Consider the following 20,789-nt stretch of genomic DNA (forward strand, 5'->3'; position numbering starts at 1 on the left):
GCGCCTTCCGCCTCCGCCGTGGCCTCCGCCACGGCGACGGTGGGAACAACCGGCACGGACGCTTCCGCCTCGCCGTCCACCTGCAGTTCGCCAATGAAACGGTAGCCGAGGGCATGGTGGGTATGGATGTAACGTGGCTGGTGCGCATCGTCGCCCAGCGCGGCCCGCAACTGCGCGATCGCCCGGGTCAGCACGCCCGGCGTGACGTGCCGGTGGCCCCAGACGGCGTCCAGAAGTTCGTCCTTGCCCACCAGCTCCCCGGCGTGCTGGAGCAGCATGGTCAGCACGGCGAAGGCCTTGGGTTCCAGCGCGCAGGGCACCCCGCCCCGGGTGAGCGTGTGGGCCACCGTATCGACGCGGATGTCGTCGAAGCGGTAGCGCGCGGGTGGGCCGGGGCCTTCGGGAGCCAGCCCTTCGGGAACCATCAGGAAAACCTCATGACTGCATCACAACCCTGTGAGAAGGGTGACGTAAGTCTCAGTTCAACATCATGACCCCACGGATGTTAAGGCGGAATCTGGACACGCACCCACTCGGGGTGCACCACCCGGAGACCGACCATGAACGCCATTGCCCTGTCCCATGACTTCGACGCCCTGCCGACCGTCCTCGACCGCCCCGCGCCGTCCCCGCACCGCCGCCACCGGATCGACCAGTTCGACCTGGTCGCCGAGGCCGTCGAACGCTTCAACCGCTTGCTGAACAGGCTCGACGCCAATGCCGACCCACTCGACGCGGACCGGATCGCAACCGCCGCGCGGGAACTGTGCGACGCCAACACCGGCCAGCCCCCGGCGCCCTGCATCGCCCGCCAGATGCGCCGCGCGACCACACTGGCCTGCATGACCGGCGATCCGGACTGGAAGGCCGCCAACGACGCCGGCGACGTCGCACGCCTGGTCATCGACTACGTGAGCGGCGACGGCGACCTGATCCCCGACGGCCTGCCGCGGGTGGGCCGGCTGGACGATGCGATCGTCATCCGCACGGCCTGGCCGCGCCTGGCCGACGAGGTCGCGGACTACCTGGACTTCTGCCGCATCCGGCGCATCGAAGCGCGGCTGCGCGGCGTGCGCCGCCTCGACTTCCACATGGACCGCGACGCCTGGCGCGAGGCCTGCCGCGCCGAGTTCGCGCTCGAGCGCCACCAGCGGCAGGTGCGCGAAGGCAGCTATGTCCCCGCGTCCGCGCCCTTGTTCCGGGTCCATTGAACCGCCGGTCGGACGGTCGTGCCCGGCACGTCCGGGCCATCCGTCACCCTGCCTTGTTCCACTGGAGCCTACAATTGAAACGCAGGAGGATGAACGTGCATCCCACCATGGGACGGCCCGCGAAACGCGCGCCGTCGCATGCGCCCAGATGCATCGTCCGATGGGACGCGGCGCAATGCCGGCCCGCCCGTCCCTCTTTCCCCCGCCCCCGTGCCGGCCATGGAGGTGTGCCATGAAAACACCCGTGTTCGAACCGATCGGCCCGCCCCTGCCCTTCGGCCCCGACGCCATGTCGCCGCCCGCCAACGACGCGGTGATGGCATGGCAACCCGCGCAGGTCAGCCGCTTCGACGCGCTGCTGCACGAGATCAACCCCGACGCGCCGCGCGTGGACATCCCCCGCCTGCAGGCCCTGGCCGAATGGCTGGTGGAACAGCCCCCCGCCGAGGCACAGGGCATCATGCAGACGCGCCTGGACCGCATCGAGTGGGTCCGCGCGATGCTCGCCGACCGCGACTGGGATACGGCCGCGGGCACGCGGGCACGCGCCGCGCGGATGCTCGAGTACCTGGATAGCGACGACGACCTGATCCCGGACCAGACGCCACTGCTCGGACGCCTGGACGACGTGCTGCTGTTCGACCTGGCCTGGGAGGCCTTCGAGGCCGAGACCGAGGAGTACCGCGACTTCTGCGATTACCGCCGCGACGAACATCCGAGCGGGAGCGGCCGCGCGCAGCAGGCGGCCTGGCTGCGTGACCGCCTGGCCGAGCTGGCCCAGTTGCAGCACAACGCCCGCGTCCGCGATGGTCACTACGTCGACACCCGGCTGCCGCCGGACGAGCGTTTCCACGTCGTCGCCTGAGCCGCGCGGCCGGCGGCGACCCGACGCGCCCGGCGGGGTTCCCCGGCCGGGCGTGGGAGACGATGCGCGCGCCGTCAAGCCTTGTGCGCGCACCGGGGACTGCTAATCTGCGGTGACGATGCCCGCACCCCGTTTCGCCCACCTCCACCTGCACAGTGAATACTCGCTGGCCGATTCCACCGTGCGGATCGGCGAGCTGGTCAAGCGCTGCGCGACCCTCGACCAGCCCGCGGTCGCGATCACCGACATCGACAACGTCTTCGCGGCGGTGAAGTTCTACCGCAAGGCCGAGGCCGCCGGCATCAAGCCGATCATCGGTGCCGACATCGGCCTGGCCGACGGCAACGAGGCCACCTCGCGCCTGACCCTGCTGTGCCGCGACCGCGAGGGCTACCTGACCCTCTCGCGCCTGCTCACCCGCGTGTGGATGGAAGGCCACCGCACCGACAGCGTGGCGATGCGCCCGGAATGGCTGCGCGAGGACAACGCCGGCCTGTTCGTGCTGGCCGGGCGCCACAGCCTGGCCGGCCGCCTGACGGTGGCCAACAAGCACGAGCACGCGGAGGCCTGGCTGGCCGACTGGCAGGGCGTGTTCGACGACCGCCTGCACCTGGAACTGACCCGCGCAGGACGCGAGGGCGAGGAGGCCTTCAACGCCTTCGCCCTGCATGCCTCGGCCAAGCGCGGCCTGCCGGTGGTCGCCAGCAACGACGTGCGCTTCCTCGACCGCGACGGCTTCGAGGCGCACGAGGCGCGCGTGTGCATCGCCTCCGGGCGCGTGCTCGACGACCCCAGGCGCCCGCGCGACTACACGCCCGAGCAGTACCTCAAGTCCACCGACGAGATGCTCGCGCTGTTCGCCGACGTCCCCGATGCGATCGACAACGCCCTGGCGCTGGCGACGCGCTGCAACGTCGAGATGAAGCTCGGCGAATACGCGCTGCCCGCGTTCCCCGTGCCGGCCGAGCACACGATCGAGTCCTGGCTGCGCAACGAAGCGCGAGAGGGCCTGCGCAAGCGCCTGGAGAAGGCGCCGCTGGCCGAGGGCAAGAGCCGCCAGGACTACGACGACCGGCTCGAGACCGAGCTCGACGTCATCATCACGATGGGCTTCCCCGGCTACTTCCTGATCGTCGCGGACTTCATCAACTGGGGCAAGGCGCACGACATCCCGGTCGGACCGGGCCGCGGCTCGGGTGCCGGCTCCCTGGTCGCCTGGGCGCTGGGCATCACCGACCTCGACCCCCTGCCCTACGACCTGCTGTTCGAGCGGTTCCTGAACCCCGAGCGCGTGTCGATGCCCGACTTCGACATCGACTTCTGCATGGACCGCCGCGACGAGGTCATCGACTACGTCGCGCGCAAGTACGGACGCGACCGGGTCAGCCAGATCATCACCTACGGCACCATGGCCGCGAAGGCGGTGGTGCGCGATTCCGGGCGCGTGCTCGGCCATCCCTACGGCCTGGTCGACGGCATCGCCAAGCTGATCCCCAACACCCTGGGCATCAGCCTCGACGATGCGATGGGCGAGACCGAGAAGTCGCGCACGAGCGAGGGCCTGGCCTCCCCGGACCTGATCGAGCGCTACAACAGCGACGAGGAAGTCCGCGACCTCATCGACCTGGCGCGCAGCCTCGAGGACCTGACCCGCAACGCCGGCAAGCACGCCGGCGGCGTGGTGATCGCGCCCAGCCCGCTGAGCGATTTCTGCCCGCTCTACGCCGAACACGACGGCGAGGGCCGCGGCCGCAACCCGGTGACGCAGTTCGACAAGGACGACGTCGAGGCGGTCGGCCTGGTGAAGTTCGACTTCCTGGGGCTGCGCACGCTCACGATCATCGACTGGGCGGTCAAGGCGATCAATAAACGCCGTGATTCGTCATTGGTGACGCGTGATTCGAAGGAGCAAGCCCCTGCTTCTGCCAGTCACGAATCCCCCATCACCAGTCACGGCCCCCTCGACATCACCGCGCTGCCGCTGGACGACAAGGCGACCTACGAACTGTTCGCCCGCGGCGACACGGTCGCGGTGTTCCAGTTCGAATCGCGCGGCATGCGCGAGCTGCTCAAGCGCGCGATGCCCGACACCTTCGAGGACATCATCGCGCTCGCCGCGCTGTTCCGCCCCGGCCCGCTGGGCTCGGGGATGGACAAGGAATGGGTGGACCGCAAGCACGGCCGCACCGAGGTCAGCTACCCGCACCCCTCGCTCGAGCCGGTGCTGTCGCCGACCTATGGCGTCATCGTCTACCAGGAACAGGTGATGCAGATCGCCCAGGTCCTGGCCGGCTACTCGCTGGGCGGTGCCGACCTGCTGCGCCGCGCGATGGGCAAGAAGAAGGCCGAGGAAATGGCCAAGGAGCGCGCCAAGTTCGAGGCCGGCTGCGCCGAGCGCGGCATCGAGGCCCGGGTCGCGACGCCGATCTTCGACCTGATGGAGAAATTCGCCGAGTATGGCTTCAACAAGTCGCACTCGGCCGCCTACGCCCTGGTCGCCTACCAGACCGCCTGGCTGAAGGTGCACCACCCGGCCGAGTTCATGGCCGCGGTGCTGTCCTCGGACATGGACAACACCGACAAGGTCACCGGCTTCCTCGACGAATGCCGGGTGATGGGCCTGGACGTGCTCCCGCCCGACGTCGCGCATTCGGCCTACATGTTCGAGGCGACCACACCGGGCACGATCCGCTATGGCCTGGGCGCGGTGAAGGGCGTCGGCCGCGGCGTCTGCGAGGCGATCGTCGAGGCCCGCCGCGCGGGGCCGTTCGTCGACCTGCTCGACTTCTGCAAGCGCGTCGACAGCGGCAGGCTCAACCGCCGCGCGCTCGAGGCGCTGACCCAGGCCGGCGCGCTCGACGCGCTCGGGAAGAACCGCGCCAGCCTGATGCTGCAGCTGCCCGAGGTCCTCAAGGCCACCGAGCAGCTGGCGCGCGAACGCGCCGCGGGCCAGGTGTCGCTGTTCGGCGGCGGCGCATCGCCGGCCGCCGAATTGCACATCGACCTGCCGGTGGTCGACGAGTGGCCGTTGGCGCAACTGCTCAACGGCGAGCGCGAGACCCTGGGCCATTACCTCAGCGGCCACCCGTTCGACCCCTACCGCGACGAGTTGCGCGCGCTGGTCGGCAGCGACCTCGGCGACCTCGAGAAGATCTGGGAGTCGCGGCCGGAATCGGCGCGCAGTGGCTGGCGGCCCGAGGTGGAGACGGTCGTCGCCGGCCAGGTGGTGGCGATGCGCAAGAAGGGCGACAGCCAGATGTTCGTGCAGATCGAGGACGGACGCGGTCGCCTTGAATGCGCCTTCTTCGGCGAGACCTACACCGAATTCGCGCAGATGTTCAGCCGCGACCGCCTGCTGATCGTCCAGGGCGGCCTGCGCGAGGACAGCTTCAGCGGCGGCTTCGCGCTCAAGGCCAACCGCTGCTGGGACTACGCCAGCGTCTGCGCCAACCACGCGCGGCGGCTCTCGCTGCGCCTGGACCTGAGGGTACCGGGGATCTGGCAGCGCGTGGACAGCCTGCTCGCCGGGCACCGCCCGGGCCGCACCCCGATCCGGCTGGACCTGTTGCGCCCGGGTGCCGCCGGCATGCTCGACCTCAACGGCAACCACGCGATCCGCGTCGACGCCGAGCTCGTCGGCGCGCTGCGCTCGGTGCCCGGGGTCAAGGCGGTCAAACTGGCCCTCGCCCGCCCCTGGGGCTGAGCCCGGGCGTCACCCAGGCAGCAGGCGCCCCAGCATCCAGGCGATGGCGGCGTGCACGACGTCCTCGCGGGCGCCGGCTTCGATGTCCAGCGCCGCACGGTCGAAGGCCGCCGACAACAGCGAGGCGATCGCGTCCAGCGTATCGCCGGGCATCCCGACGAGCGCGGCCGCCAGGCCCTCGCGCAGCGCGCGTGCGGCATGGGCCGCGTCCAGGGCCGCCACCGCCTCGTGCCCCAGCACCGCCGGCCCCTCGACCAGCAACAGGCGGGTTCGACCGGGGGTCGCCATCGAGGCGAGGTAGGCACGACTGCCCGCCTCCAGCGCGGCCCTTGGCGCCAGCGCGGCGGGCGTTGCATGGGCGATGTCGTCCGCGACTGCTTTGGCTTCGCGGGCCAGCACGGCGTGGAACAGCGCGCGCTTGTCGGCGAAGTGGTGGTACAGCGCGCCGCGGGTGACGGCGGCGGCCTCGACGATGGCCGGGGTCGACGCCCCGGCATGGCCCCGGGCCACGAACTGTTCCCGCGCGGCGTCGAGGAGCGCGAGTCGGGTGGCTTCGGTGCGCGCCTGCTGGCGGCGGGGACGGTCGGATGTCATCGGCGCATGCTGGCCTACCCGGCTTGAACATACAAGTTGCATGTTTTTATATTTACATGCACTCTGTATGTAAGTTGACCGCCCCTCCGGGGCGCCCCTCGAGGACCGCCGATGAAGACCACCAGTTACTATCCCGTCCTGATGACCGCCGACGTCGCGGGCACCTCGGCATTCTTCGAGCGCCACTTCGGTTTCCGGCCCGCCTTCGCCGCCGACTGGTACGTGCACCTGCAGTCGCCGGACGACCCCTCGGTGAACCTGGCCGTGCTCGATGCCGGCCATGAGACCGTGCCCGAGCCGGCGCGCGGCCGCACGGCGTCGGGCCTGTTGCTGAACTTCGAGGTCGAGGACGTGGACGCAGAGTACGATCGCCTGCGCGCGGCCGGCCTGCCGATATTGTTGCCACTGCGCGACGAGGCCTTCGGCCAGCGCCATTTCATCACCGCCGGTCCCGATGGCGTGCTCATCGACGTGATCACGCCCATCCCGCCCGATCCGGCGTTCGCGGCCGCCTACGCGGCCGATGCCCTGCCGGGCGGCGGGGCCTGAGGGCACGCATCGGCCCGCCTCCGGCGCGGCACGTGCGTGAACCGGGACGGCGCGCCACGCAGCCAGATCGCGTCGAGCGGAACACGCCTGCCTGCGCTTAAGATGGAACGATGATCGACATCGTCGCCACCTTCATCTTCTTCTTCGCGGTCATCGATCCGATCGGCACGATCCCCGTCTTCATCGCGGTCACCCGCCACCTGGACGAACGTGCGCGCCGCAAGGTCGCGCTTCGCGCCAGCCTCGCCTCGGCGGCGATCCTGGTGTTCTTCGTGGTGGCCGGCGAGCTGATCCTGACCGCGATCCGGATCCCGCTGTCGGCCTTCCAGATCGCCGGCGGCATCGTCCTGTTCCTGTTCGCGCTGAGCATGATCTTCGGCGAGGCCAAGCCCGAGAAGGAGGTCAAGCTCGCCAACGGCGGTCGCGACATGGCGATCTTCCCGCTGGCCGTGCCCTCGATCGCCAGCCCCGGCGCGATGCTCGCGGCGGTGCTGCTGACCGAGAACGACCGCTACAACCTGTGGCAACAGGCGCAGACCACGATCACCATGCTGGCGGTCCTGGTCGTGGTGCTGGTCTGCATGCTGCTCGCCAGCCGGCTGCACCGCGTGGTGGGCGAAAGCGGCGCGAGCATCATCAGCCGGGTGATGGGGATGATCCTCGCCTCGGTTGCCACCGCCAGCGTGCTGGGCGGCATCAAGGACTACTTCGGCATCTAGCCTTGGCCCGGCGCGCGACGCCGGCGCCACCACTTCCAGGCGCCCACCAGCGCGGCCGCAAGCAGGCCGAGCGGAATCAGGAAGGCCGCGCTGCGGATGGTCCAGGCGGTGCCCAGGGCCAGGGTGGCACCGAAATCGCGGAGCGCCCCGGCGATCTCGTTGCGCCCACTGGTGCCCGCGGGCGGGTGCAGCGCGAAACTCAGTTTCTGGGTTTCGATGCGCAGCGCGTGGCCCGCTGCCTCCTGTTCGGCCTGTTGCAGCCGGGCTTCCACCTCGGCCATCTGGGCCGACAGCGCGATCATGCCGGCGACGTCGAGGTCGTCACGCTGCTGGAAGTCTTCCAACTGGGCATGCTCGCGCTTCAGGCGTTCGAGCAGGCGGGCGTTGTCCTGCACCACCGTGGCCAGGTCCTCGGCATGGGTGCGACGCGCGCCCAGTTCGCCGCCATCGGCCGCCAGCGCGATCATCGGCTCGACGCCGCGGGGCTCTATCCGCACCGTGAGGTCGCCGCGGGGATGGTCGCCACCCTGCTGGCCCACGTCGAGCACCTGGCAGCGGCCATGCGCCCCCGACGTGCAGGCCGCCTGCAGCTCGGCCAGGCGCGGCGCGATGCCGTCGGCCGGCAGCGCGACCTCGACGGAGTGCTCGTAGGCCAGCATCGCGCCGGTCGGCGCTTCGAGCGACGGGCGCGCGACCGGCCCCCCGGCTTCGCTGGCCCGCTTGTTGCTGCAGGCGACGGTGGCGAAGAGCAGGGCGGCCAGCAGCACGGGACCGTTGGGCGAGCGCATGGGTGCCTCCGGGAGGGGGTCATGGGTGAGCGCGGACGTGAACGGGCACTATGCCAGAGCGCAGCGCGGGCGCCCGGGCAAGCGCGCCCCACGCCTCCCCGCCATCGTTTTCCGGACGTCTCGGTATGGTCGGGCGGGGTCGGCTAGACTGTGCCCTTTCCGGCGGCCGTCCGCCCCAGAGCCCGTTGTCGCATGAATCCGAACTACCTCGATTTCGAGCAACCCATCGCCGACCTGGAAAGCAAGATCCAGGAACTGCGCCACGCCAGCCACGGATCGGCGGTGGACGTGGATACCGAGGTGCACGCGCTCCAGGACAAGCTGCGCCAGCGTACCGCCCAGATCTTCCGCGACCTGTCGCCTTGGCAGGTCTCGCAACTGGCCCGTCATCCGGCACGGCCCTACAGCCTGGATTACATCCGGGTGATCTGCGATGAATTCCAGGAACTGGCGGGCGACCGTGCGTTCAAGGACGACGCCGCGATCGTCGGCGGCCTGGGCCGCATCGACGGCCGCGCCGTGGTCATCATCGGTCACGAGAAGGGCCGCGACACCAAGTCCAAGGTCCGCCGAAACTTCGGCATGCCGCGTCCGGAGGGCTATCGCAAGGCCCTGCGCCTGATGAAGCTGGCCGAGCGTTTCAAGCTGCCGCTGATCACCTTCATCGACACGCCGGGCGCGTATCCCGGCATCGGCGCCGAGGAGCGCGGGCAGTCCGAGGCGATCGCCCGCAACCTGCTGGAGATGTCCGAGCTGCGCATCCCGATCGTCTGCACCGTGATCGGCGAGGGCGGCTCCGGCGGCGCACTGGCGATCGGCGTCGGCGACCGCACCCTGATGCTCGAGTACAGCACCTACTCGGTGATCTCGCCGGAAGGCTGCGCCTCGATCCTGTGGAAGGACGCGGCCAAGGCCAAGGACGCCGCAGAACAGCTGGGGCTCACCGCCAAGCGCCTGCACGGGCTGGGCCTGGTCGACAAGGTCGTGCGCGAACCGATCGGCGGTGCGCATCGCAATCCAAGGCAGATGGCGACCCGGCTGAAGGCGGTGCTGCTGAACGAGATCGACATGCTCGAGCAGTGCTCGACCGACGAACTGGTCGAACGCCGCTACCAGCGCCTGCGCAGCTACGGCGCCTACGAGGCGGCCTGAACGCATTGCCGGCGCCCCGGCGCCGGCCGATGATGGCGCCATGACCGGCCCTTCGCCGACCCTGCCGCTGCCCCCCGTCCCGGGCCCGCTCCCGGCCACGACGCCACTCGTCGTCGCCCTCAGTGGCGGACTGGATTCCAGCGTGCTTCTGCACCGGCTGGCCGGCGATCGGGTGCTGCGCGCACGTGGCCTGCGCGCGATCCACGTCGATCACGGACTCCATCCGGACTCGGTCGCGTGGGGGCGGGCCTGCGCGCGCGCCTGCGCCGCCCTGGGCATCGCCCTCGAAGTGGTCACCGTCGATGCCCGCGACACCCGCGGCCTGGGACCCGAGGGCGCCGCGCGCAAGGCGCGTCACGCCGCCTTCGAGCGCCTGCTCCGCGACGACGAGGTACTGGTGCTCGCCCACCATCTCGACGATCAGGCCGAGACTTTCCTGCTGCGTGCCCTGCGTGCCTCCGGTCCCGACGGCCTGGCCGCGATGCGCCCCTGGCGCCGCTTCGGCCGAGCCTGGCTGTGGCGACCGCTGCTCGGGCTGCCACGCGATGCGCTGCGCGCCTACGCGCATGCGCACGACCTGGCCTGGGTCGAGGATCCCGGCAACGAGGACGATCGCTTCGACCGCAATTTCCTGCGCGCGCGCGTGCTGCCGCTGCTGCGTGAGCGCTGGCCGCACGCGAGCGCGGCACTTGCCCGCAGCTCGGAGCTGGGCGCCGACGCCGCCGATCTGCTGCGCGCGGGCGATTCCCGTGCCCTGGCACGGGTCGCCACCGCCGACCCGCGCTGCCTGTCCGTCGCGGCGCTGTCGGCCCTTCCCCGCGCGCGCCGCCAACGGGTACTGCGCCTCTGGATGGACCGGCTTGGCCTGCCCCCGCTCCCCGCGCAGGGGGTGTCGCGCATCGAGCACGACCTGATCGGCGCCCGCCCGGATGCGGGCGCCGCGTTCGCCTGGCATGGCGTCCGCGTCCGTCGTTGGCGCGATCTGCTGCACGCCGACCACGAGCGCGCGCCATTGCCCGTGGACTGGTCGGTCGCGTGGGATGGCCGCGAGCCCCTGTCGCTACCGACCGGGGGCGCTCTCGAACTGGTGGGCGCCGAGGCGCTCCCGGGCCCGTGCCGCGTGCATGCGCGACGTGGTGGCGAGCGCATCCAACGCGCGGGACGCGGCCATTCGCACGCGCTCAAGCAGGTGCTGCAGGCGCTGGAGGTACCGCCCTGGGTGCGCACGAGGCTTCCGTTGCTCAGCGACGCCGCCGGGACCCTGCTCGCCGCGGGCGACCTCGTCCTTGCCGCGCGCCTCGACGCCTGGCTGCGCGAACACGATGCACGCGTGCTGTGGACGGATCCGGCCGACGCGCCGCCACCGGCGCTCGCGGACGCACGCGAACCACGCTGCGATTGACCCTTGGCAGGCATCGCTTCACACTTGCCCGATGCCACGCAAAGCCGCTACTGAAGCCTCGCCGGTCGCCGACTTCGAGAAGTCGCTCGACGCCCTCGAAGCCCTGGTCGAGAAGATGGAACAGGGCGACATGAGCCTGGAGGATTCGCTGGCCGCGTACGAGCGCGGCGTGGGCCTCTACCGCTCATGCCAGACGGCGCTGGAGCAGGCCGAGCTGCGCGTGCGCCTGCTGAGCGACCCGCAGGACGCAGGCAGCGCGCAGGTCTTCCAGGACGCGGATGCCGCCCGAAACGGCGATGCCTGACCCCGATTTCTCCGGGTTGCGCGCGCGCATCGACAGCGCGCTCGGCCGTGCCCTGCCCGATCCCGACGCCTCGCCGCACCGCCTGCACGCCGCCATGCGCCACGCGGTGCTGCAGGGGGGCAAGCGGATGCGGCCGCTGCTGGTCTACGCCAGCGGCCGCCTGTTCGGCGCCGGGCTGGATGCGCTCGACGATGCCGCGCTCGCAGTCGAGTTGATCCACGCCTACTCGCTGGTGCACGACGACCTGCCCTGCATGGACGACGACGCCCTGCGGCGGGGCCAGCCGACCGTGCACGTCGCCTTCGACGAGGCCACCGCCGTGCTCGCCGGCGATGCCCTTCAGACCCTGGCCTTCGAACGCCTCGCACAGGCGCCCCTGGACGCGGAAACCCGGGTCGACCTGGTCGCCCAGCTCGCCTCGGCCAGCGGTGCCGCCGGCATGTGCGGGGGCCAGGCACTGGACCTCGACGCCACCGGCAAGGGCGGCGCGATCTCCTTCGACGCCCTCAAGCGCCTGCACGCGCTCAAGACCGGCGCGCTGATCCGCACGGCGGTGCGCATGGGCGCCACCTGCGGCGGCGCCGGCACCGACCAGCGGGTACCGCTGGACCGGTTCGCCGATGCACTCGGGCTGGCCTTCCAGGTCCGCGACGACATCCTCGACATCGAAAGCGACAGCGCGACGCTGGGCAAGACCGCCGGCAAGGACCAGGCACAGGCCAAGGCGACCTTCCCCGCCCTGATCGGCATGGTCGCCTCGCGCTGCCTGCTGTCCGACCTCGCCGCGATGATGGACGAAGCGCTGGCCGAGTTCGGCGACGATGCCGCCCCCCTGGCCGCGCTCGGCCGGATGGCGATCGAACGCGACCGCTAGCTGGCGCGATCGGAAGCCTCCCGCAAGAACATGGCTGGATCCCAGCGTTCGCTGGGATGACGGGCGAAAGCGAAAACCGAAGCATCACCTTGCCGGGATGTCGGACACGGGCGTAGCCCGGACAAGCGCAGCGCACCCGGGGACATCACCATGATCGATGGCGTCATCCCGGGTGCGGCCTTCGGCCTTGCCCGGGCTTCAAGCCGATCCGACCTTGCCGCGATGATGGACGAAGCGCTGGCCGGGTTCGGCGACGCTGCCGCCCCCTGGCCGCGCTCGGCCGCATGGCAATCGATCGCGACCGATGGAGGGTGCGCGCCTGCGTCCACGCCCCGTCCCGGAGCCCGCGCGAAAAGTGCCCGATCCCCGCGCATCGCCCCCGGGAACGAAGACGCCGGCACATGGCCGGCGTCCTCGGTGTTGCACGCAAACCGTCCGGTCAGTTGATCAGGCGCAGCGTGAACGGGTAGCGGAAGTCCTCGCCGTTCGCCGTCTTCACCGCGGCGACGATGCACAGGATCAGGTTGGCCAGGCCGACCAGCGGCATCAGCAGCGCACCAATGAGGACGAAGGTCAGGATGAAGGAGACCACGAACGCGATCAGCACGGTGATCTGGAAGTTCAGGGCTTCCTTGGCCTGCGCGTTGAGGTAGGCCTTGCCCGGGTTGTCCTTGTTGATCAGCCACACGACAAGCGGCATGACGATGCTGAAGAGCAGGCCGGACAGGTGCGTCAGCATCGCGATGTTGCGATCGTCGCTGCCCGGTGCGTCGCTCGCCGGCGGCTCGGGCGCGGCCTGGTACGGCGGCGGAGCGGTCGGCGGCACCTGGCCGGGATCGTTCTGTGGGGCGTTGGGGTCGTGCGGTCCGCTCATGCTGTCTCTCCTGGAATCTGAACGGATACTGTCGGGTGATTCGCGCCGGCGGTCAACTGCCCGATGGCACGGTCGCCTGCCTCAACCTTCTCCGGCCACCGTCATCGCGCCGACCAGGATCGAACCGGTGCGCACGTGCGAGCGTGGATCGACGTCGTTGCCCACGGCTTCGATCGCCTGGAACATGGCCTTGAGGTTGCCGGCCACCGTGATCCCGTCGACCGGGTGCCGGATCTCGCCATCTTCCACCCAGAAGCCGGCGGCGCCGCGCGAATAGTCGCCGGTGATGCTGTTGACGCCCTGCCCCATCAATTCGGTCACCAGCAGGCCGCGCCCCATTCCGCGCACCATCTCGTCGAAGCCGCCGGCATTCGCGCGCACCTGCAGGTTGTGGACGCCGCCGGCATTGGCCGTGCTCACCAGCCCCAGGCGCCGCGCCGAGTAACAGCCCAGGATGTAACGCTGCAGCACGCCGTCGGCCACGAGGTCGGACTCGCGCGTGGCGACGCCCTCGGCGTCATAGCTGGTGGAACGCAAGCCGCGTTGCTGGAACGGCAGCTCGCGAATACCGAACCACTCGGGGAACAGGCGCGTGCCCATGCTGTCGACCAGGAAACTGGCGCGCCGGTACAGCGCGCCGCCGGAGACCGCACCGAGCAGGTGTCCGATCAGGGAGCGCGACATCTCAGCCGAGAACAGGACCGGGTACTGGCCCGTGGCCAGCTTGCGCGGCGACAGGCGCGCGACCGTGCGTTCGGCACCGCGGCGACCGATCGCGGCGGGCGCCTCGATGTCGTCCGCGCTCAGGCCGATGCTGTACCAGCCATCGCGCTGCATCGCCTCGCCGCGCCCGGCGATGAACGCGCAGCCCAGGCTGTGCTGGCTGCTGCGGTCGCGGCCGATGAAGCCATGGGAGTTCGCGTAGACGCCGATGCTGGTGCCGGTGCCCAGCGACGCGCCGTCCGAGTTCTCGATCCGGGGATCGAAGTCCCGGCCGGCCTGCTCGGCCGCCAGCGCCAGCTCGATGGCGCGTTCGGGTTCGTGTTCGAGTGCCCAGGGATGCCAGCTGTCGAACTCACGGATGTCGGTGGCCATCAGCTCCGCGTCGGCCAGGCCGGCCGCGGCGTCGTCCTCGGTGTGGCGGGCGATGGCGCAGGCCTGCTCGACCGTGGCCGCGAGGCTGGCATCGGCGAGGTCGGCGGTGCTGGCGCTGCCCTTGCGCTGGCCGAAATAAACGGTCACCGCGATGCCGCGGTCGTGCGAGGCCTCCACCGTCTCCACCTCGCCCATGCGCACGCTGACGCTGAGCCCGGTGTCCTCGTTGCAGGACACCTCGGCCTGGCTGGCACCGGCGGCGCGGCACTGCTCGAGCAGCCGTTGCGACAGCGCCGCCAGGCGGTCCAGGCGCGCCTGGCTGTCGTCGCCGGGATGGACGGGGTTGGGGTGGGTCTCGCTCAATGCCGTATCCTTCATGCTGTCATCCCGAGGCCCAGGGCCGAGGGACATGTTGTCGAGTGTTTCCGGAGCCCGTGGCCGCGCGCCGCGCCATCGCCCGGGAACCCAAGCCCGGAAGCAATGCCATGCGTGGAACCGACGAAGAAACCGGCGAATACCTGGGACCCAGCCGCAGCCAGCAGCGCCGCGAAGCGCTGGACGTGCTGGAACTGGGCAAGCAGCTGGTGGCCCTGACCGACGCCCAGCTCGAGCGCCTGCCGGTGCCGGAGTCGCTGCTGCCGCACATCAGGGAGACCCGCCGCATCACCTCGCACATCGCGCACAAGCGCCAGCTGGCCTTCCTGGCCAAGCAGATGCGCCGCGAAGAGGACGAGGCGCTCGATGCGATCCGGGACGCGCTGGACAAGGACGGCGAGGCCGCCCGGCGCGAAGTGGCGGCGATGCACCGCGTCGAGGACTGGCGCGAACGCCTGCTCACGGACGGCGACGCCGCGCTCGCGGCGTTCATCGACGCGCATCCCGCCGCCGACCGGCAGCGCCTGCGCCAACTGGTCCGCAACACGCTGGAAGAACGCAAGCGCGACAAGCCGCCGCGCGCCTTCCGCGAGCTGTTCCGCGAACTGCGCGACGTGGTGCTCGGGGCGGACACGGAGAGCGGGAGCTAGGGAACCGGCAACGCCCCCGCCGCGCCGCGGCGTGCGGCGATTACCGGCTCCCGTCAATCCATCGCCGGCGGTCACGCCCATCAGGCCTGCGTGCCGCCGACGGTGAGGCCTTCGATCAGCAACGAAGGCTGGCCGACGCCGACCGGCACGCTCTGACCGTCCTTGCCGCAAACGCCCACGCCCTCGTCCAGGGCCAGGTCGTGGCCGATCATCCTGACCTTCTGCATGGTTTCGGGCCCCGAGCCGATCAGGGTCGCGCCCTTCACCGGCGCGGTGATCCGGCCGTCCTCGATCAAGTAGGCCTCGGTCGCGGAGAACACGTACTTGCCGCTCGTGATGTCGACCTGGCCGCCGCCGAAGTTGACGGCATACAGGCCCTTCTTCACCGAGCGGATCATCTCGTCGGGATCGTGCGTGCCGGCGCGCATGTAGGTATTGGTCATGCGCGGCATCGGCAGGTGCGCGAAGGACTCGCGGCGACCGTTGCCGGTCGGCGCCATGCCCATCAGGCGCGCGTTGAGGCTGTCCTGCATGTAGCCGACCAGGATCCCGTCCTCGATCAGCGTGGTGCACTGGGTCGGCTGGCCTTCGTCGTCGACGTTGAGCGAGCCCCGGCGCCCCTCCAGGGTGCCGTCGTCGACGATGGTGACGCCCGGCGATGCCACGCGCTGGCCGATGCGGCCCGCGTAGGTACTGGTGCCCTTGCGGTTGAAGTCGCCCTCCAGGCCATGGCCGACCGCCTCGTGCAGGAGCACGCCGGGCCAGCCCGGGCCCAGCACGACCGGCATGACGCCGGCCGGGGCATCGACCGCCTCCAGGTTGACCAGGGCCTGTCGCAGCGCCTCGCGGGCGAAACGCTCGGGGCGGTCGCCGTCCAGCAGCTCGGCGTAGGTGTAGCGGCCGCCGCCGCCGGCGTAGCCGCTCTCGCGGCGGCCGCCATGCTCGACGATCACCTGCACGTTGAGCCGCACCAGCGGACGCACGTCGGCGGCGAGGATGCCGTCGCTGCGTGCGACCAGGACGGTGTCGACGCCGCCCGACAGGCTGACCATCACCTGTTGCACGCGCGGGTCCGCGGCCCGCAGCATGCGATCGACGCGCCGGAGCGCCTCGAGCTTGGCTTCATTGGCGTAGCCGTCGATCGGGTCCTCGGCCGGATACAGGCCATGCGCCCGACCGCTCGCCAGCGCCTGCGCACCGACGACGCGACCGTCGCGGGCGATCGCCCGCGCCGAGTGCGAAGCGGCCAGGAGCGCTTCGGCGTTGATCTCGTCGGAATAGGCGAACCCGGTTTTTTCGCCGCTGATCGCGCGCACGCCCACGCCCTGCTCGATCGAATGCGCGCCGTCCTTGACGATGCCGTCCTCGACCGACCAGCTCTCACGCCGGCTGTGCTGGAAGTACAGGTCGCCGAAGTCCACGCCCGGCCCCAGCAGCGTCCCGAAGGCGCGCTCCAGCCGCCCGGCATCGAGGCCGGCGGGCAGCAGCAGTCGGGTTTCAGCGAGTTGCAGGGGAAGGGTCATGGACGGGCCTGGTGTCGGGAATGGGGAATGGGGAATGGGGAATGGGGAATGGGGAATGGGGAATGGGGAATGGGGAATGGGGAATGGGGAATGGGGAATGGCAGGAGCATCGCACGGCAGGCATGCGGGACATGCGGGCAATGGAGCCAGCAGGGGTCGGACCGGACCGGCCCAAGCCATCGCTGACAAGGTGGCGTCGACGGCGACCCAAATCAAGCCGCGACGTCCACCGTCAGCCCGTGGGCGGCGCGCTGCGGGCCGCGGCGCGGCCCTGTTCGCGGGTCTGGACCTCGACCCGGGGCGCCTTCCACGGCCCGGTGACGCGATAGGTCTTGCCGGCGATCTGGCCGATGGGCTTCTCCAGCACGGCGTTGGCGGCGGCACCGATCGCTGCGCCCACCGGGCCACCCGCGATGGCGCCCACGGCGGCCAGCAGGTTGCCTGCCTTCGGGCGTACTTCCACCCGCTGGTCGAACTGCTCGGTCCTCAGGTTCGTCGCGCCGGTGATGGCGATGCTGGCCGCGGGGCCGTCGATGAGCAGATCCTCGGTCCGCGCCTGGCCGTCCTCGAACACCACGTTGCCGGCCATCGTGTTGTAGGCGAACCCCTTGGAGAACAGGTCGCCGAAATCGAGCATCAGGCGCCGCGGCAGCTGGGCGATGCTGAGCAGGCCCAGTACGCGACCGGCGCCGGGCTCGACCTCGAGCAGTTGCCCGTCGCGCGCGTCCACGCTGAGCCGCCCTTCCACCGCCGCGGCCTTGAACGCCGCCGGGCTGCCGGGCCAGCCGGCATCGAAATGGACATGGCCCTCGCCGTCGGCGGTGCGGCCGCCCAGGCCCAGGCCCTCGAAGAGGCGGCCGAAGTCCTGGCTGCGGACATCGAGCACCATGCGCGTGCGTGCCGATTCACCCTGGCCGGTCCACTGCCCGGTCAGGTCGAGCTCGTGGAAGCGATCGCGCGTCTGCAACCGTTCGATGCGCATGCCGCCGGCATCGGGACGCGACCGGAACTGGGCCCGACCGAGCGATGCATCATTGATGCGCAGATCTTCGATCTCGAAGTCGAGTGGCGGGATCGCGGCCGGATTCATCGCGGTGGCGGCCGGATCGACCGGCACCACGGCGCGTGCGTCGCCGGTCCCGTCCTCGACGGCCGGCACGCTCCCGCCGTCGCTCGGCACCGTCCCGGCGAGCGGGCGCCAGTGCACGTGGGCGAAGCGCCCGGTGATCGGCGCGGCCGACTCGCGTGGAATGCCCAGCTCGCCCTGCAGCGCGTCGCCCTCCACGGCCACTTGTAGACGCCCCTCGGGCGAAGCCACGACCTTGACGCGCGTGTCGGGGAAACGACCGCCGAGCAACTGCAGCTGGCCCGCGGTGATGTCGATGCCGCGCAGCGCAAGCCCGGCTTCGCGATCGCCACGACCGAAGGCGATCCAGTCCACCGCGTCGAGCCGTTGGGCGTGGCCGGTGGCGATGAGTCCGTGCTCTGGGGGCGCTTCTTCCACGGTGTCCGTGCCCAGGGCGACACGCACCCCGGTACGCCCCTGCGTGCTGCGCGCGCGCAATGCCGCCACGTTGCCGAAGGCGACCTGCAGATCGCCGCTTCCGAATGGCAGCGGCGTGCTGACCGTCGTCGCCAGCGACTCGCCCGCCGGCTTGTGCATCGGTTCGGGCAGGTCGAAGCGGGTGCCCACCAGTTCGGATGACAACGTCAACTGCGCGGCGGGACCGCCGGCACTCCCGCCCTTCGGCACGCTGACGCCGATCCGCCACGGCGAGCTTCCCGCGACATGGGGCCTCAGCCAAGCCATGTCGGGCGCCCGGTCGAGCAGCTCACGGGCCTGCAGGCGCGAGGACAGCGTCGCCTCGAAGACATTGCCGGGGTCGCGCACGTGCCCATCGCCGGCGCGCAGTCCCAGCGTGCCCGCCTGGCCCTGGTGCCGTACGGACAGGGCGTCGGCGGTAAAGCCCCGACGCGAGAAGCCCGCCCGGCCGCGGACCTGGTCGAAATCCAGGTCCCAGCGGTCGCCCGAGAGCCGCGCATTGGCCAGGTCCACCGTGCCCTGGATGTCCAGTTGCCGGTCCTTTTGCAGCGGCAGTCGCAAACCGAAGCCGACACGCGCCGGGCCGGACGCGTCGACGTGCGCCAAGGTGTCGCCGATGCTCTCCATCAGGGGACTTTCGCGCAGCAGCTCGAGCAGCTGGCGTGCGTCGCCGCCGCCCTGGGCGTCCACCGCGAGGCGGCCGCCGTGGTAGCGGTCGATGCCTGCTTCGATGCGGTCGATTTCCACGCCGGCCAGCCGGCCACTGCCTTTCACCTGGAAGCCGTCGCCGACGAAGGCGACCTCGCCCGCCAGGTCCTCGACCACCGGCCAGTCGGGCTGGAAGCGGATGGTGCCGTCCTCGATGCGACCGCGCGCCTCGAACCGCCCGTCGTTGCCGGTGAACGGCCAGTCGTCCAGGTCGCCGCTGACGATGGCGCGGCCGTCGCGCACCACGCCGCCCTCCAGTCCCTGGTCGAGCCACGCCACGGCGGCTTCGGGCATGCGGTGACGGACCCAGAAGCCCTTGGCCGTCGTCAATTGCGCCTCGTCGATGTCGGCGGCGAGGTCGATGCGCGGCCGGCTGCCGTCGCCCTGCCAGGCAAGGCCACCGCGCAGGTCGGCGCCGAAACTGCCGCCGTCGATGCGCAGGCCTGGCGTACCGACCCGCCAGCCGGCGCCGTCGCGCCAGCCGACCACGCGCCCATCGAGCTTGGCGACATGCGTCGTGTTGAACGCCACCGGCCACTCCAAGCGCATCGGCGCGTGGGTATCGGGGGTGAACACGAAGCCCTTCTCGTCGCCCACGAGCTGGCCGCCCAGTCCGTCGATGCCGGGCGACCCGCCGACAGGCGCGAATCCGAAGCCATCGACCTGGGCGCTCGCCCGCACGCGACCGCCGGCCTGGCCGCCGATCCGTACTTCGCGCAATGTCATGCGAGGACGCGCGTCGCGCATCCAGTCGCGCGCGGCGGGCGCGAGCCGATCACTCATCAACGCGACCTGGACCAGGGGGCCTGCATCGATGCGCTCGGCCGAGAGGCCGAACTCGCGGCCGCCGGCGATGGCGAGCCCGTCGAGCGCCTGCATGCCGGCCTCGCCATGCACCTGCAAGCGCGGGACGTCGAGGCGCCAGCCGGTGTCGTCGACCCGCCATCGTGCGCGACCCTCGACATGATCGAAGGCCACGCCGCCGGATGCATCGTTCGCCGCACTGGCGGGCTGCAGGCGGACACCGTCCAGCGCGGTCTCGATCCGGACGGCGGTGATGCGACTGCCCTCGAGGGTGGCCCAGGCCTCGGCCCGTCCGGTGCCACCCCCCACGGCAACGCCCAGCAGCCTCAGGACCGGGCTCCAGCCGGCGAGGTCGGCTTCGCGCGCGCCGGCATAGGCGCGGCCATTGCCGCTGTGGCGCTTGAGCTCCAGCGCCGCGTCGAGCGGCGCGTCGGCCAGGCGCGGCCACGCGCGCACCGCCGCCCGCACGGTCTCGCCACTGACCTGCAGCCGCAGGTCGACGCGCGGGATGCGAGCGTCGATGCCCAGTCCCGGCGCGTGCAGGGCGAGCTTGCCGTCGATCACCTGCAGCTCGCCCAGCGATTCCAGCGTCTCGAACATCTCCTCGGCGGAGCGTTGCTGCCCGGGCAGGCCACGCACGTGCCAGCGACCGTCGTCGGTGCGTTCAAGCGCCAGTTCCAGGCCACGCAGCCGCAGCTCCGAAAGCGCCTCGCCCGGCAACAGGCCCGCATAGACCGAGACCAGCATTTCCGCATCGCCCACTTCGAAGGCCTGCCCCGGCTCGCCGATGCGCAGGTTGTCGAGCTTGAGCAGCGGCCCGCGCCGCGTCCACGCGGTCTCGACCCGGTCGAACGCCACCGGACGGCCAGCCCGCTCGCTCAGCCATGCGGCGACCTTCCCGGGGTGGCGCTCGGCCAGCGGCAGCACCTGGCTGGCAACGCCCAGCAGCACCGCGACAAGCACGAGCGACACCGCCACGACGTAGCCAAGGCCACGTCGCGCCAGGCGAAACCGTCGGCGCATCGGAGTGGGCATCAGGGTTCTGTCGTCATGCGT

General features: G+C 70.9%; 17 protein-coding genes. 10 read left to right on the forward strand and 7 right to left on the reverse strand.

Annotated features, from left to right (window positions below; genetic code table 11):
* The coding region (locus FKV25_RS10230; protein WP_211345413.1) for a winged helix-turn-helix domain-containing protein at positions 1-425 on the reverse strand (425 nt) is incomplete at its 3' end.
* Positions 426-560: 135 nt separating this feature from the next.
* Here FKV25_RS10230 and FKV25_RS10235 point away from each other — a divergent pair.
* From FKV25_RS10235 to dnaE, 3 genes are all read left to right on the forward strand, one after another.
* Complete coding sequence (locus tag FKV25_RS10235) at positions 561-1,211, forward strand: YkvA family protein (RefSeq protein ID WP_141518705.1); 651 nt, start codon at positions 561-563, stop codon at positions 1,209-1,211.
* 232 nt (positions 1,212-1,443) lie between these two features.
* Positions 1,444-2,076 (forward strand): hypothetical protein, encoded by a 633-nt coding sequence (locus FKV25_RS10240; RefSeq protein WP_141518706.1) that lies wholly within the window; start codon positions 1,444-1,446, stop codon positions 2,074-2,076.
* 118 nt (positions 2,077-2,194) lie between these two features.
* Positions 2,195-5,779: a DNA polymerase III subunit alpha gene (dnaE, locus tag FKV25_RS10245; protein WP_141518707.1), complete on the forward strand. Its 3,585-nt coding sequence runs from the start codon at positions 2,195-2,197 to the stop codon at positions 5,777-5,779.
* A gap of 9 nt (positions 5,780-5,788) precedes the next feature.
* Here the strand turns inward: dnaE and FKV25_RS10250 are convergent, their stop codons facing one another.
* Positions 5,789-6,373 (reverse strand): TetR/AcrR family transcriptional regulator, encoded by a 585-nt coding sequence (locus FKV25_RS10250; protein ID WP_141518708.1) that lies wholly within the window; start codon positions 6,371-6,373, stop codon positions 5,789-5,791.
* A gap of 111 nt (positions 6,374-6,484) precedes the next feature.
* Between FKV25_RS10250 and FKV25_RS10255 the strand changes: the two genes are divergently transcribed.
* Positions 6,485-6,922, forward strand: a complete 438-nt coding sequence (locus FKV25_RS10255) for a VOC family protein (RefSeq protein WP_141518709.1) — start codon at positions 6,485-6,487, stop codon at positions 6,920-6,922.
* 110 nt (positions 6,923-7,032) lie between these two features.
* Positions 7,033-7,641: a MarC family protein gene (locus tag FKV25_RS10260; RefSeq protein WP_141518710.1), complete on the forward strand. Its 609-nt coding sequence runs from the start codon at positions 7,033-7,035 to the stop codon at positions 7,639-7,641.
* Here the strand turns inward: FKV25_RS10260 and FKV25_RS10265 are convergent.
* Entirely contained in the window at positions 7,638-8,429 is a 792-nt protein-coding gene (locus tag FKV25_RS10265) for a DUF4349 domain-containing protein (RefSeq protein WP_141518711.1), read from the reverse strand. The genes FKV25_RS10260 and FKV25_RS10265 overlap by 4 nt on opposite strands.
* A gap of 192 nt (positions 8,430-8,621) precedes the next feature.
* Between FKV25_RS10265 and FKV25_RS10270 the strand changes: the two genes are divergently transcribed.
* From FKV25_RS10270 to FKV25_RS10285, 4 genes are read left to right on the forward strand one after another with little or no spacing between them, the layout of a single operon-like run.
* Entirely contained in the window at positions 8,622-9,581 is a 960-nt protein-coding gene (locus FKV25_RS10270) for an acetyl-CoA carboxylase carboxyltransferase subunit alpha (RefSeq protein ID WP_141518712.1), read from the forward strand.
* Positions 9,582-9,621: 40 nt separating this feature from the next.
* Positions 9,622-10,983, forward strand: coding sequence for a tRNA lysidine(34) synthetase TilS (gene tilS / locus FKV25_RS10275; protein ID WP_141518713.1), 1,362 nt, complete (start codon positions 9,622-9,624; stop codon positions 10,981-10,983).
* Positions 10,984-11,014: 31 nt separating this feature from the next.
* Positions 11,015-11,287 (forward strand): exodeoxyribonuclease VII small subunit, encoded by a 273-nt coding sequence (locus tag FKV25_RS10280; protein WP_141518714.1) that lies wholly within the window; start codon positions 11,015-11,017, stop codon positions 11,285-11,287.
* Positions 11,280-12,161 (forward strand): polyprenyl synthetase family protein, encoded by an 882-nt coding sequence (locus FKV25_RS10285; RefSeq protein ID WP_141518715.1) that lies wholly within the window; start codon positions 11,280-11,282, stop codon positions 12,159-12,161. The genes FKV25_RS10280 and FKV25_RS10285 overlap by 8 nt, the downstream gene beginning before the upstream one ends.
* 439 nt (positions 12,162-12,600) lie before the next feature.
* Here FKV25_RS10285 and FKV25_RS10290 read toward each other — a convergent pair whose 3' ends face one another.
* Positions 12,601-13,035, reverse strand: coding sequence for a DUF4870 domain-containing protein (locus FKV25_RS10290; protein WP_141518716.1), 435 nt, complete (start codon positions 13,033-13,035; stop codon positions 12,601-12,603).
* Between the two features lie 81 nt (positions 13,036-13,116).
* Positions 13,117-14,493 (reverse strand): metalloprotease PmbA, encoded by a 1,377-nt coding sequence (gene pmbA / locus FKV25_RS10295; RefSeq protein ID WP_246072049.1) that lies wholly within the window; start codon positions 14,491-14,493, stop codon positions 13,117-13,119.
* A gap of 122 nt (positions 14,494-14,615) precedes the next feature.
* Here pmbA and yjgA point away from each other — a divergent pair, with 122 nt between their 5' ends.
* Positions 14,616-15,155 (forward strand): ribosome biogenesis factor YjgA, encoded by a 540-nt coding sequence (yjgA, locus tag FKV25_RS10300; protein ID WP_141518718.1) that lies wholly within the window; start codon positions 14,616-14,618, stop codon positions 15,153-15,155.
* Positions 15,156-15,235: 80 nt separating this feature from the next.
* Here yjgA and tldD read toward each other — a convergent pair whose 3' ends face one another.
* Both tldD and FKV25_RS10315 read right to left on the reverse strand, forming a co-directional pair.
* Positions 15,236-16,678, reverse strand: a complete 1,443-nt coding sequence (tldD, locus tag FKV25_RS10305) for a metalloprotease TldD (RefSeq protein ID WP_141518719.1) — start codon at positions 16,676-16,678, stop codon at positions 15,236-15,238.
* Positions 16,679-16,910: 232 nt separating this feature from the next.
* Positions 16,911-20,756, reverse strand: a complete 3,846-nt coding sequence (locus tag FKV25_RS10315; RefSeq protein ID WP_246072050.1) for a YhdP family protein — start codon at positions 20,754-20,756, stop codon at positions 16,911-16,913.
* Positions 20,757-20,789: the final 33 nt, after the last annotated feature.

It is taken from the genome of Marilutibacter aestuarii (assembly GCF_006546775.1).
Taxonomy (GTDB): Bacteria; Pseudomonadota; Gammaproteobacteria; order Xanthomonadales; family Xanthomonadaceae; genus Marilutibacter; species Marilutibacter aestuarii.